This is a genomic window from Coleofasciculus sp. H7-1 (genome assembly GCF_057473865.1).
Genome location: NZ_JBYCCT010000072.1, coordinates 282,388 through 296,372, shown reverse-complemented (window position 1 = coordinate 296,372; position 13,985 = coordinate 282,388). Strand labels below are relative to the sequence as shown.

Here is a 13,985-nt window from a genome sequence, read left to right as displayed (position 1 = left end):
ATATTATCCGCAGAGTTACTAATTTCAAGAAAGAGCTTTTTGAGCGTTGCGAACGATCAAAAAATGAAGGAACACTCGGTAGGAACACGGCATTACCGCGTCCCTACTGGTCATGGATTTTTACTCTCATGGGGATGCTCCCTGCCCTAGTAACGATTACCAGTCTAAACCTACGTTTATTTACAAGCCATTCATTGAATCAATCGCCGGAACCATTAGCAATTCTTACCAGACAATAACTGCATGAAGTAGCGTGAGTAAAATGGAATCTTTACAGGAACTAAGCAAATCTGGAGCGAAACTTAAACAATTTAGGCAGGTACACACGGTAGATGACAATGCTGGCAGATGTCAGATATACCAAACAGGAAAAAAGATTGCTTCTTCCTTCCTGTTATCAGCTTTGGCAATTCTTGCCTCGTGTCTTGTCCCTTGGTTAGTGCAGGCACAAACACCAGCCACACTGCTGCCTTCTCTAGAACCTTTGGACGTAAAACTACTTGAGCCAGAGTCTCGCCCACCGAGAAGTGAAGTCATTAGAGCAGATAGTATGTCCCAAGCCAAACCGACGATTCCCAGCCTCTGGTGGGCTGAGGAACAGTTTGGTGGCAAATTACTGGAAAACTGGCTGGCATACCCAAATCGACAGCGGGTGGATTTGGTGGTAAACCGACAACTGTGGAGCCTTCTGAACTATATGGGACGCTATAGCTTTGTCAACAGCTTTGGGACGGTTGCTAGAGATTATGGCTACAACACCAGGGTGTTTATTGCCAATCAACCACAAGAACCGTTGGCAACCTACACTTGTAATTTCAGTACCAGTCCACCCGTCTGCAATCTCGATATTGTCGCCTCTGGTCAAGATAGTCTGCGGGTTCGTTCTAAACCGTTTGGCGGATTTCCTGCCACAGGGAACGATACGCAAGCGCCGTAGACTGGGGAAGCGGAAACAGAAATTCACTCTTGTCTAGTACCTGAGCATCTGGCAGCAAGACGGGGTTTGTTTGTAAAAATTGAGGTAACTCTGCTGGATTCATGCCAGTAACAATCGGCGAGGCGGCGCGGCTGAACAAAGAAATTTCCGTAGCAGGTTTGGATTCCCAACAAAAATTAATCCACTCCTGCAAGAGGGGATTCGCAGCAGCAGCGGCGGGTTGCACCCATAAGTCTGACCACAAGGCAGTTCCAGACAAAGGAACCACGGCAGCAATGTTGCGATCGCGCTTAATCACCGACAATACATCTGTTGACCAACCCACCGCCAGCCAGGTGTCTCCTAGCAATAGCGGTTGTAGATAGGTATCGGAGCTGTAAAATTTCACCTGCTGATGCAACTTTTGCAGGGTATTTTTCAACTCTGGAATTTTGTCAATTCGTTCCGTGTTGTAAGAATGACCCAACCGTTTTAAGGTTAGACCAATCACTTCTCGCGGTTGGTCTAAAAGAGAAATGCGATCGCGCAGTTCTTCTCGCCACAAATCTTGCCAATCCGTCGGTGTCCATCCCAAGGATTTGAATTTGTCGCGGCGATAGACAATCACCGTGCTTCCCCAGCGATAGGGCGCACCCCAAATTTTTCCAGCGGGGTCAAATTGACCTTGACTATTGCGTTTCACCAGTTCTTGCCATCGGCTTGGCAACTGATTCCACCCCGCCTGTGTTAGTTCGAGCGGTTGAATGAGTTTCTGCTCAATTGCCCGTGCTAACCAGAAATCCCCCAAAGTCACCAGGTCGGCAACGACGGGTGTTTTGGGTGTAATCATGGGTAAGCTAAGACCCCAGCCCTGCTTCGCTTTACTGGGATTCTGCCAAGTTTCTAGACTCGCAAATAGCTCTTTTAACTGTGTTGCTGGCGTAAAATTCAGAGTCGCCGATTGCTTGAGGCTCTGGCGAAATTCATTTAACAGCTGAGCGGGAATGGAATTTTTTAGAAGTTTGACTCTTAGTGTGGGGTTTTGGGAACTTCCACACCCTGCAACCATCTGACTCAATGTCAGAGTTCCAGCACCCAGCAGAAAAGACCGTCTCTTCATGGTTGTAGCAACTAGCAATCCTGCGATTAGCAATTCGCTATTCGCTGTTTATAACGCTTGTCGGCGCTCGACGCCAAAGCCGACCAAATCGATTACCGTTGGTTGTTCTCCGGGTTCGGGTCGTTGGTAAGTAATAATCGTTCTGAGCCTGGTATCCGGCGCTACAATCCGCATTTGATCGACAGCAACAGAACGCCGGTAGTAGGTGATCATTTCCAGAGTTTGGCGAGTGGGCTGATAGGTAAAGCGCCCCGCGATCGCTCCCGCTTCTGAGTATCCCTCATCCCGCAAATAAAAACCTTTAATCGCTTCCCCATCTAAAACTTCAGCCGCGATGGGTGGAGGAGGTATTTCGGTGGGCGATTCTCCAGGCACCACGTAGGCATCCGGCACAAATAAAGCCTTCAAACTCATCGATACTCGTTCGCCCGTTTCCGAGACGGTATCAAAGGCGATCGCAAACCCAGGACAGGCATTTTCTTCTTCCGTTGCTTGGGCAAGATTTACCTTTATGCCATTTAACGAAGAAAATGACAAAATTTGCTGCTTTTGTTCCAATGTCAGGGCTTTTACCGAATATTCCGTATGAGAGCGTTCAATCTGACCGCTGAGGACAGAATGATACATTCTTTCCGTTGTCCATACCCCCGTACAAGCGGTAAAAAACTCTCTGATGCTGAGCATTTTTTTCAAAAAAGCAAAATTTAACGCAAGTGAAAGGTGATTGGCTTGCTTGATTAATTTAACATACGTCTGTGTTCTTGGCTACTGATAAAGGTTCTAGCCTTTGCTACAGTTTTTTTGAAGCGCGATCGCCGTTACTATCTTCTTTATCTACGTAAGTATATTACCTCTTCCTCCTTTTGACAGAGGAACTTCTCATTGATCAAAATCAAAATAGACTGAATATAGAGGCTAGAATCGCGGAAATTCTCAATAAATCTTCAGAATCGAGAATTTAATATTCCTACATCACAAATGCTGCCAGAAAACCGCTCTTCATGCCTGTCCAGTCCTGGCATAAAAAGTCTCAAGCGATCGCCACTCCAGCTTCATAAATTCATGTAGCTCAATAGTTAAATAATTCGTAAGTAAAATAGTTTCTTAACTGTTTTTTTATAATATGAAAGAAACCAAGTTAACGCCTAGTGGGAATTGCATGGATTCACTTCAAAAGCAAGTCATCACTTTAAATCATAAAGTTGATGTCCTTTACGAAATGATTGACCAGTTGAGTGAAAAAGTCTCTGAAGCTTTGTCTAAAAGCAAAGCAGCGCCTATTCAGGAAGGTACGCCGCCATCTCTAGGGGTCAGTAATAGCGGCTATGCCTATAAAAGCTACAGTAATCACTCTCCAGTAATGGAACACAAAGATGTCTTAGTCGATACAAACTGTGTAGATAGTAACTCTCATAGCAGCGAGAAAGATTTGTCACCGGCAATTCAAATCCAACGGCTAACGGCACAGCTCACCGCAGCCTATAATCGCATTGCTGCTTTAGAAGAACAGTTACTCGCTCAGAGAATCCACTCTTAAGTATTCGGCAGGCGGGATAAAGGTTGATAGAACGAAGGCTTGCAGATAGAGAAGAAAGAATAAAGACTGGCTTTATACTTCACACTTCATATTTCAGACTTCAACAACGTTCAATTAACATTTCAATGGCTTGGAGTAATTGCTCCTGGTGCCAACCCTGAGTTAAATGAGCCGCGATCGCACATCCCCCCGCACCCATGCCTTCTTTAACATATCCTTGCTCATAAGCCCGCAGTTGAGGATAACGCGAGGGCGCAAAACTTAGCCTAGTTCCCAGTAGGGGGACTGGGCTAATTGCTTTTGCTAAGCCGACAGTATCGCCGGTGGGATCTTCTGCCACCCAGCGAGTGGTTCCCACGACAACTTGTTCGGGTTCCCAGGACAGGGGATATTGACGCCCAAGCGCCTGCATCAAGGCATAGACAGCCAGCATTTGCGTTCCACCAGCCAGCATGACACCGCAAGTGCGACTCGCAGCGATCGCCATCCCCGCAACCGCAATTTGCATCGGATCGCCAATTGCCGCAACTAGATGTAAAGGATTTTGGGTAAGATGAACGCTGCCCCTGTGCCTCTGTGCGCCTCTCCCTTTGAGCGCTTTCAGCCCAGCTTCCACCACAGCCCACTTTTGCGCGTGATTGCAGCTAGGATGGCTGCTGTTGACCTTACCGGCAGCGGGGACACCCAAGCCCGTTAAAATCGCCAAAGCCGTTGTGGTTCCCCCCACCACGCACTCGCCCAGAATTAAATATCCATCAGGGATACTTGCCGCTAGTTGTTGTCCCCAAATGAGTCCTTGTTCCCACAGATGTTTCACTGTAGCTAGAGACAAAGCATTTCCGCCGCTGAGACACAAAGCAGGGGCACCTCCCAAATCAATTACTGGGACAGTTGGCGGCTGGGGCAATCCGGCATTAAATAAATAAACGGGAATACCGAGTGCTTCAACCACCGCGCGGGAGATTAGCACTGGAGAGGCACCCGCTTGCAGGGGAGGCAGGGGATATTGGGGCTGAGGCTGAGGACCTTTATACAAAAATTCCGCATCTGCGATCGCTGTATATCGTCGATCCTCTGGCGTTGCCCCAGCCGCTGAAATACCGGGGATCAGCCCTGTGGCGGTAAAGCCCAAAATACAAGCAAACACCGATGGGCGTCCCCGATATCGCTGGAGCCATCGATGTCCCTGTTCTATCTGAGTGTAGACATGAATCATCCTCATTCTTCATAATCCAGCAGCACTTGCACCCAATGAGGGGGACGGGGAATCGGATTGCCCAAACGATCGAGTAGCAACAAAGCCACCAGATGCACAACAAACAGATAGATGACATTATTGAGAACGATCGTGCCGAATGCGATCGCCTGAATCAAAGATAGACTCGGCTCTTGCAGTAGCCCTATCTTGACAAATGCCCATTCTGCCAGTCCCGTCACCTGGCTAGTCATGTAAACCCAGAGGTCTTCCCCCAATAAAATCGACAGCAGCCAAAACCGAAAAAAGAATCCAAACGTACCAATAATTGTCCCCGTACCAATCGAGAACAGCCAGCTGCTCCTGCGCCGCCACAAAGCCCCCAGTTGGACACCCATGAGACCGTAGGGGATCAGAAACAGAATGCTGCGAGTTGGCCCCATCAGGACGGACAACAGCAACCCAGAAACCAACGCCGCCATCCAAGCCGCCCGGTGTCCCCACCGCAGGTATACAAGGGCAATCGGGATTGGGAAAAACATCCGCAGCAGCGGCCCCATTGGAAAGTAATAATTAATCAGCCAAATCAGGCTACAGGTACTAGCCAGAAATGCAGTTTCCACCATAATCAGGGGAGCAACTGCCTTCACCTGGGGTTCGGAATAATTGTCGCCTTGGGCACTGGTTGCCGGGGGCATTTCGCTTAGATTCGCCTGAGCTTCGATTTTCTGAGAATTACCCAGACCAGAAGCTTGACTGTCTTCAAAAGGATCGCTCATGCAGATTAAAAAACAAAGCCAGATCCTAAATTTAACCTCTATTCCAGTTTTGAGCCGAGCTTCAGCAGCTTCAGGAGAAAATGGGAAGACCCATTACCAATTCCCAATACCCCTTTTAACCATCCGCCATTTCCCCCGTCGCCAGTGACTCAGGATGCTCCGTATCCATGCCCTGAATTACCAACACCGAACAGGGAGCGTGATGCAGCACATAATTACTCGCACTCCCCAGCAAAGCTTCTGTCAATCCCTTGCGCCCCCGGCGTCCCATCACAATCAACTCGGCACCCCAATTCTCAGCAGTTTGACATAACATTTGCCCAGCCTCACCCACTTTGTAATCAAACTCCGTCGGCACTTTCTGACTGGCAGATTTTTCGCAGTAACTTCGTAGCAAATCTTGCACCTGCTGGATTCGCCTTTCGACAATCAGGTGGTGATTTTCATAGGTTGTCACCATTTGAGGATACAAACCCCTCTCACCAGACGGCGGCGTTATTTCACCGAGCATCTCGCTACTGAGACAATGCAGCAGCATTATTGCCCCGCGATTCGCCTGCGCCAATTCCAGCGCTTGAGCGAAGACAGTCTGACATAAAGAAGAGTAGTCGATAGCAACCAATATTTTCTGAAAACCCATAATTTAGGCACCCAGATAAATTGCAGTTGGGCACCCTGAGTGCCACTGCCGTACATTTACTAGACGATTAGCCGTTCCAAGGCCACCAAATCGGGAATGCACAGGATCTCGTGGTCGCGCATAATCAGCGCCTTCTTTTCCAGCTTTGTTAAAACCCGCGTCACCGTTTCTCGCGCCAGACCGCTCAGGCTACTTAATTCACGGTGGGGTAAATTCGGGATCATCGTTCCTTTTTGGGCAATTGTTCCCTGTCCTTCTGCCAAAAATAATAACGTGTCGGCAACGCGGGACATACTATCTGATTCTCGCAATCGGAGGCGACGGTTGACTTGACGCAGGCGTTTTGCCATCAGCTGAGCCAACCGAACGCCTGCCATTGGTTCGTTATGAATTAACTGAACAAAATCTTGAGCAGGCATACTGCCAATCGTCGTGGGAGTTAGCGTAATCACATCCGTTGAACGAGGTACCTCATCCAACGCTGCCATTTCGCCAAAAAGTTCTCCTTTGCCAAGAATATTCAGCGTTACCTCTTTACCATCAAGGTTGTAGGTGCGAATTTTTGCCCAGCCCTCCAGAATAAAATAGACAGAGCCGCCCCAGTCATTTTCCAGCAAAATCACCTGATTTGCGGGATGGGTACGAGTGACGACATGGGAAGTGGCTTTCTCCACAACGGCCTCTGGTAAGCCGGAAAATAAAGGTGTGGAGCGAATCAACGCATTCATGTTAGAGTTCGGTTCGCGGGGGGTGTATCGGTCTTCCATCGGGCCAACACAAATGAAAAAGCTAAGAACTGATAAAGAGTGGCCCACTGGAGTGGGGCTGGCTGGTAGCGTTTGAATCAAGAGCAACCGTTTAGCTGGAAACTTCAGCAATCAGGTCGGCATCTCCAGAATATGGCGTTTACGCTCTCGAAGATAATTGGGCTGAACAGGAGGCTCTTGGCAGCGTACCAACCGGAGTTGGGAGGCACCCATTGGCGAGTGACGCTATCTTTATTATCCTCAATAGAGGAAACCCCCGACTCGCTGCTGGGAAACAAAAGCAAAACTCGCATCTTAATCCAAAACGCTTTCATTTTGGGCGATCGCTTTCTTGGTACCCATTTGGTAACAAAAGGCTATAACCCAAAATTCCATCTACATTTAGAATTACCAGTCTTGAAATATTTCACCCGGTAGATGCAACACCCTGTTTAATATAAGTTGTTCTTGTTGGGCAGTCTAACATTATAGGCAGTGGCAGTATAGTAACTTCTCATAACTGTGCAATCGTTCTAGCCAGGGATTCCATTGTGACTCACGAGACGGATGCGATTTCTACACTAATCGCCGACATCGACAGCATCCTCCACAAGGCCAGCTCCCGTCGGCCTTGGCTCAGGTCAGTTGATGTTCAAGAGCAGCGTCGGCTTCTGGAGCAAGTTCGTACCTATTTAGTCTCACGACAACAATCAGGCGCTGGAGATGAAGCTCGGCATCAGGAAAATTACCAACCGCAAGCAACAGCACGACAGATCGTGCAAGCGGTTGAACAAGATATGGAAGCTGTGCGAACCAGCTTGATGCAGTCCTTGCAGGGGGATCTGGAGAGTCTTCGCCAACAGCGGGAGTCTCTGGTTCTAGAGATTCGGCAGATGGAGAGTTATCGGCTGCACCATCGAACGCTTGCCCAGCAACAAGCGGCACAGCAGCAACTGATTTCCGAATTTTTGCAGGTGCTTTCTAGTCGCTTGCAGGAAAGTCTCGCGCAACAGATGGCTCAAACCCTGAGAAATCTGGAAACTCAGTTTTTGAGCGCACAGATACTCCCTCCAGAAAGTCAGAAACAACCCTATAATTCCTCACCTAGCTATTCAGACGCGATATCCAGCAATTCTTTACCTTTACATCCGCAAGAGCGCCTGGAACAACTGCAAACCCTACAGGCGAAATCCGATCAACTGCTAGCAACGCTGGATTCAACCATTCGTACAGTCTTCGAGGCACTGCAACGCAATCTTTTTAGCTATCAAGAGTCTTTGTCCCAAGGACTTGATAAAATGCACAATTTGGGGCAGCAGAGCGAGCTGATGTTTACAGAGTTGGTGAATCAGCTCACCGAGCAGTTACAGCAAGAAGCCTCAGCAATTTTGCAATCATCGCGGCAGATTTCAGAAGTGGATGCAAGCAGCGCGACTACGGCTGCGAAAACACCAGAAACAGGCAATCAGCAACTCCCCTATCCCCAGAGAGAACCCCGAATTCCTCTGGATCAACCCCACTCGGCACCCCCTAATCGCAACGAATTCAATTTCTCGCCTAATGATGTTACTGTCGCCAGACAGCCATTGCCTTATCCGGGTGTTGAATTGCCCCCCCGCTCAGTGGAACAGGTACAGCCGCAAAGTCCCCAGTTGAATCTGCCAGCGGACAGGTTAGGCGAGTCAGTACAAAGGCAACCCTCTCAAAGGGACAATTTCTTTGGGACAACATCGCCTAGCACTACATCAAACCCTGCCTCTGGTGCCCAGAGTAGCGATCTGGAAGACTTGAATCTGGAGAACCTGGGCAATCTGGAGGCGGCATCGCTTGATGACGATGATATGAAAACTATCTTCCAGACGGAGCCTATTCTTCCCGCCACTCCCGAAAGGAGGCGCGACGAAATCGACGATTTTTTTGAAAGTTTGTTTGGTACACCGCCGCTGCCAAAGAGTACCGAACCACAAGGGCAAAGTGCTAAGAAACAACAGGAGGATGCTCCTGCGGTAGATACCCAAATTCAGGCGGAAAGTAAAGATCCAATCATCCCTCAGGACTCAGCAGGGGCGAGGAAACCCCACTCCTATAGCAGTCAGGACTCTTTAGAAGATGCCCTGTTTGCAGGCTTGGGAGACCCCGCTGAAGATGCCACGATCGCTCAACCGCCTGCGAGAGCAGAGCAAATTGAGGAGTCTTGGGAAGATGTTTTATTTCCAGAAGATTGGGAAATCACGGTTGTCCAAGCTGGCAATTGGGCGGCTCCGACAATTGCCAGAGACGATCGAAATGTCGAAACTAATGAAGCCTTCAACACTGAAACTGTGGAAGCAGGGGATTTGGTCATTTCGGCACTAACCGATCTGTTGCAGGAGCAGGAAGTACCGCCAGAGGAATCTTTCTTGCCAATTACCACACTTCCTAGTGTGGAGGAAATCACTCAAATCCAGAACACTCAAATCCAGAACACTCAAATCCAGAACACAGAGCAACCTGCAACCGAGGAAGCTGCAAGTCTGGAAGAAGATATCTACATTCCAGCTTCGCCAGACGAGAATCTGCTATTGATGGATACTTTCTCGGTTGACCAAGAAGAATTTTTTTGGCTGGATCGAGATACACTGCAACTGCTGAGTGAAGACCTGTCTAGCTTTGAGGCACCGCAGGGGGATGTGTTCCCGGAATCAGAGGAGCAGGGAAGCGATGTAGAGGCAGATTTTATTGATAACGGTACAGAAATCCAGACTCAAGGTGCCTGGTTCGCACAGCAGGAAGAGATTTTTGGAATGGAGATAGCAGGGGGGACGGTTGACGTTGAAACACAAGAGGAACAAGCGCCAGAAGCAACGCAGAGGACGAGACACTCACAGTTTGAAGTTCAATCCCAGGAAACTTTGCCAGTGACGGAACTGGATGAGTTGTTGATGGAGGATTGGGACGATCTTGCTTTAGATAGCTTTCTGGTGGAAGATTCGGTTCCACTGACAGATGGGGAGTCGGAAAGATTGCCATCTGAGGAATTAAGTTTAGCAGAAACAGAAAACGCGATCGCTCACCAGCAACAAAACTCGAACCATCAGGAGCAACCGGAAACTGCGGCGAATACTGTAGCGGCGAACACTGTAACAGAACCCGATGAAAGACCAGATTGGAATTTGGCTTCCTTGTTCCCCGTAGAACCCTTGAACCCACCTCCAGACAAGGCGATCGCTTTCCTTCCCCCCGCTAACCCTGATGAATCGTCGGAAGTATCGCCCTCTCTAGGTTTGATAACAGAAACAGAACTAGGAACGCAGGAGGAGCAAGAATACATAGCCGACTCGCAGCAACAGACGTTAGGAATCACTTCAACAGAGACACCAGAAGCCATAGATTTCGATGAATCGCTGGCATTCTTACCTGAAGCAGAACTCAATCTAGAGCTACCTACACAAACAGCGGCGCTGGATCAAGAATACGTCGCCGACTGGGAGTGGGAGGAGCCAGCCAATCCTCCCTGGGAGGCACCAGAAGCCATAGATTTCGATGAATCGTTGGCATTCTTACCCGAAGCAGAACTCAATCTAGAGCTACCTACAGAAACGGCGGCGCTAGAGCAAGAATACGTCGCGGACTCGGAAGCACAACAGACGCCAGAAATTACTGACGGGGAGACAACAGTATCGATTGAGTTTGATGAATCGTGGGGATTATTCGCCGATGAGGAACAGATAGAACCACCTAGAGAAAGGGCGATCGCTTCCGACATTGATGCGCTAACTGCGTTGCAGGAAGAAGACTTAGGCGACTGGGAATTTGAGGAAATGCCAGAAATTTCTCAAGTGGAAATAACACACCCAGAGGAATCTGAGTGGGAGGAAGAATTATTGCGCTTGGAAGTACTGATAACTCCACCAGACGACGCTCACACTCAGTTCCCCCTCAATTCACCTATTGAACCTGAGGAAGAAGCCGTTTCCGAGCTGATGCAGCCTGAAACCTCTGACGATTCCGATCTGGATATATTCTCAGACTCATCCACCCCGGAAAAAAAAACTCCGTAGAGATACCCACTCAGGGAACAACCCTTGAATCCCCACTTGTGTTAGAGAGTATAAAATCGCTCCCCATCGGGATAATGAATGCAAATTCAATTCATGCTTCCACTATCCTGCGGTCTGCAAAACCATCTCCTGCGGAAAATGTCAGCAAGTATGCCTGGTACTTAGGGATTGACTTTGGGACAACTGGCATTTCCGCCGTTCTGTTAAATGGTTCGACGGGTGAGCGATATCCCATCTATTGGATAACTCAGGGACAGACAGAATCTACCCAGACCAGCTTTCGTTTACCAGCGGTGACTTATACGGGGCCATCCTGGGGAAATTACGGGCACTCATCGGTGGTTGCGAGTAGCGCTTACGCACATACACCAGCAGCGAGTAGCGCTTACGCGCATACACCAGCAGCGATCGCTGTGGGTGTCCTGGCGTCTTCTCTTGCCAATCGGAAAGAAGGAATCTTTATCCAAGACTTTAAACCGTACTTAAAGGTAGGAATTCCTTACTATTCATCTGCCAAAAAATGGGAGCCGGTATTGCAGTGGTCTCTCGACCAGCCAATTTCGCTTTACTGGCTGGGGCGATCCTTGCAAGCATTATTTGCCACTCTCAGACCCCTAGGAGGTCAGGGAAACCCGCGATCGCCAGCAGAACATGGAAGAAGTGATTTGGTGGGTGCTGCTGGTTTAAAGCCCTCTACGCTGAATGCAGCGATGGGTTGCTTGAGTGGTGTGATTGTGGGTTGTCCTGCCCAATGGGGAGATACCTACCGCTTTAACATCCGCGAAGCCGTACTCGGTGCCCATCTAGTGGAAAATCCGGAGGAAATATTCTTTCTTGAGGATGCGATCGCTACTTTGTTAGCAGGGATTGAAGGTGCAACCCTACCGGGAGTAACCTGGCAAGGCGGGACTCTGGCGATCAACGCGGGTGCCACTACCATCGAACTGGCTTTGGTGAATTTGCCCGAAAATCTTAAAGACTTAACTTATTCTCAGTTTGCTTGTCGGAGTCTTGCCTATGCAGGCAACGCGATCGATCAAGATATCATCGGTCAATTACTGTTGAACGATGAAGAAGGCAAGATGAAAAATGAATTCGAGTCATCCTTCATCCTGCATTCTTCATCCTTGATCCTTCCCAAAGCCGGGGAACCCGATTTACCCACGCGCGATCGCTTGGCATCGTTATTGCAAAGTTCTCCCCTAGGACAAGCGCTTCTAGAAGCTGCCAATTCTCTCAAACGAATTTTGCAACAGCAAGACAGCTATACCGTGGAATTGGGCGGAAAGTCCTGTTTGGTGACACGCCGAGACTTAGAAAACCGCGTGTTCAAACCGTTTATTGAAAAACTGAATCAAGAATTGAATGCACTGCTAACCCAAGCCGGGATACCCGCATCGGGAATTAATCAAATTATCTGTACTGGCGGAACCGCAGCCATCGGGGAAATAACTCAATGGCTGCGACAAAAACTCCCAAAAGCAGTCCTGATTCGGGACACTGGCTCAAACGACTCAACCCTAAACTGTAGTCCAGTTGCTTACGGTTTGGCTACGTTACCGTTGTATCCTCAATTGTTGGAGCAACAAACACAGCAGTACAGCGATTATTTTCTGCTTTTGGAACTTTTACGGGCTTTACCGGAAGCACCGCTGCCGCTTCATGAAATTATGCAGTTATTAGAGTATCGCGGCATTAATACGCGAGTTTGTTATTCTCGCGTCATGGCGCTTTTGGAAGGAAAACTGCCTGCTGGTATCGTGCCGTCGGAAGTCGAGTTTGGACTGCTGAGTTCCGCCTCCGAGCAAAATCCTGACTATCAAGCGATCGCAGAGGCTCCACTTTTCGACAAAGAAGCGACGCAGATGTATCGACTGAATGCTCAGCAGGGCGATCGCTATCTTCGCTATTTAAACACCATCCTGACGAGTACTTACCAAAAACTAGAGGAACCATTAGTTTTTAACTTGTTAGTACCGGCAACGGTTTAGCGATTAGATACCAGACTGCTGGGATTAAGTCACATTCTCAATCACCCCACAGGCAGAGGATTAAATCCTTAAAATCTGTTGTTTGTCAACCGTACTTCTAACAAAACTTAAAAAACTACCGATTCCCTTAAAGATTCGGTAAAGTAAGGGCTTTCAACGATTCATCTGTACGGAGTGTTGCCTATATTGACAGAAGAGCAGCCTGATTATAGTAGCTAACTTAAAAACTGTGATTACTACTTCCCACCTCCCCGAATCCCGCGACGTTGCTTCGTCGGCGTTTGATAAACTCTATCGGGTTGATGTTGCAAAACACCCAGCCTGTCATCCATCTGTCACCAGCAAACAGAAGCGCCTAATTGATATTTTGGGAGCCGTCGTGGGGTTAGCGATCGCAGCAACAATTACAATTCCAGTAGCGATCGCTATGCAACTGGATAACCCAGGACCTGTCTTTTACCGCCAGATTCGCTGCGGTTTGAATGGACGCAAGTTCCGCATCTGGAAATTCCGCTCAATGGTGGTTGGTGCAGACAAGCTCAAGCATCTGGTCAACAACCAAGCGAAAGGGCATATTTTTAAAAACGAAAATGACCCCCGGATCACCCGCGTCGGTAAGTTCTTACGTCGCACCAGCTTGGATGAATTCCCGCAGTTCTGGAACGTTCTGATGGGGGATATGAGCTTAGTGGGAACCCGTCCCCCCACCGTTGATGAAGTCATGCGCTACGACGATCGTCACTGGGAACGATTGAATGTTAAGCCTGGAATTACTGGCGAGTGGCAAGCCAATGGTCGTTCCAGCGTCCAAGACTTTGAAGATATCGTCCGCATGGATATCAACTACCAGCACAAGTGGTCTGTTACTTACGACCTCAGCTTGATTCTCAAGACTGTGATGGCAGTTGTGAATAAGAAAGGCGCTTGTTAAAAAGCGAATGGCGAATCGCTAATCGTAAACTTAGAATTTCTGACTGTAGACTCTGGACGCGAAACCGTTCGGAGTCTACAGTCTTTTTAA

Annotated in this window: 12 protein-coding genes; 6 read left to right on the top strand and 6 right to left on the bottom strand. The window is 48.6% G+C overall.

Annotation, left to right across the window (positions count from 1 at the left end; translation table 11 throughout):
• Positions 1–262 precede the first annotated feature (262 nt).
• Entirely contained in the window at positions 263–937 is a 675-nt protein-coding gene (locus AC2VDX_RS21485) for a hypothetical protein (protein WP_378184630.1), read from the top strand.
• On the opposite strand, the gene AC2VDX_RS21480 is transcribed toward AC2VDX_RS21485, so the two are convergent.
• On the bottom strand, positions 885–2,036 hold the full coding sequence (locus AC2VDX_RS21480; protein WP_378184629.1) for an extracellular solute-binding protein: 1,152 nt from the start codon (positions 2,034–2,036) through the stop codon (positions 885–887). The two genes, AC2VDX_RS21485 and AC2VDX_RS21480, sit on opposite strands and share 53 nt — an antisense overlap.
• A 48-nt stretch (positions 2,037–2,084) precedes the next feature.
• On the bottom strand, positions 2,085–2,720 hold the full coding sequence (locus AC2VDX_RS21475; protein ID WP_378184628.1) for a phycobiliprotein lyase: 636 nt from the start codon (positions 2,718–2,720) through the stop codon (positions 2,085–2,087).
• Between the two features lie 475 nt (positions 2,721–3,195).
• Here AC2VDX_RS21475 and AC2VDX_RS21470 point away from each other — a divergent pair, with 475 nt between their 5' ends.
• On the top strand, positions 3,196–3,573 hold the full coding sequence (locus AC2VDX_RS21470) for a hypothetical protein (RefSeq protein WP_486928239.1): 378 nt from the start codon (positions 3,196–3,198) through the stop codon (positions 3,571–3,573).
• A 100-nt stretch (positions 3,574–3,673) separates the two neighbouring features.
• Here the strand turns inward: AC2VDX_RS21470 and cobT are convergent, their stop codons facing one another.
• The 4 genes from cobT to AC2VDX_RS21450 form a co-directional block, all read right to left on the bottom strand.
• Entirely contained in the window at positions 3,674–4,789 is a 1,116-nt protein-coding gene (gene cobT, locus AC2VDX_RS21465) for a nicotinate mononucleotide-dependent phosphoribosyltransferase CobT (RefSeq protein WP_378184681.1), read from the bottom strand.
• A gap of 2 nt (positions 4,790–4,791) precedes the next feature.
• A complete protein-coding gene (locus AC2VDX_RS21460) occupies positions 4,792–5,547 on the bottom strand; it encodes a DUF2232 domain-containing protein (RefSeq protein WP_378184626.1) in 756 nt (251 codons plus the stop codon).
• Between the two features lie 115 nt (positions 5,548–5,662).
• Positions 5,663–6,187, bottom strand: a complete 525-nt coding sequence (locus AC2VDX_RS21455) for a universal stress protein (protein WP_378184625.1) — start codon at positions 6,185–6,187, stop codon at positions 5,663–5,665.
• A gap of 59 nt (positions 6,188–6,246) precedes the next feature.
• Positions 6,247–6,954 (bottom strand): Crp/Fnr family transcriptional regulator, encoded by a 708-nt coding sequence (locus tag AC2VDX_RS21450; RefSeq protein ID WP_378184624.1) that lies wholly within the window; start codon positions 6,952–6,954, stop codon positions 6,247–6,249.
• A 72-nt stretch (positions 6,955–7,026) separates the two neighbouring features.
• Here AC2VDX_RS21450 and AC2VDX_RS21445 point away from each other — a divergent pair, with 72 nt between their 5' ends.
• The 4 genes from AC2VDX_RS21445 (at position 7,027) to AC2VDX_RS21430 (ending at position 13,895) form a co-directional block, all read left to right on the top strand.
• Positions 7,027–7,371 (top strand): hypothetical protein, encoded by a 345-nt coding sequence (locus tag AC2VDX_RS21445; protein ID WP_378184623.1) that lies wholly within the window; start codon positions 7,027–7,029, stop codon positions 7,369–7,371.
• Positions 7,372–7,484: 113 nt separating this feature from the next.
• On the top strand, positions 7,485–10,973 hold the full coding sequence (locus AC2VDX_RS21440) for a hypothetical protein (protein WP_378184622.1): 3,489 nt from the start codon (positions 7,485–7,487) through the stop codon (positions 10,971–10,973).
• A gap of 74 nt (positions 10,974–11,047) precedes the next feature.
• Positions 11,048–12,964, top strand: a complete 1,917-nt coding sequence (locus AC2VDX_RS21435; RefSeq protein ID WP_378184621.1) for a hypothetical protein — start codon at positions 11,048–11,050, stop codon at positions 12,962–12,964.
• Between the two features lie 229 nt (positions 12,965–13,193).
• A complete protein-coding gene (locus AC2VDX_RS21430; RefSeq protein WP_378184620.1) occupies positions 13,194–13,895 on the top strand; it encodes a sugar transferase in 702 nt (233 codons plus the stop codon).
• Positions 13,896–13,985 lie beyond the last annotated feature (90 nt).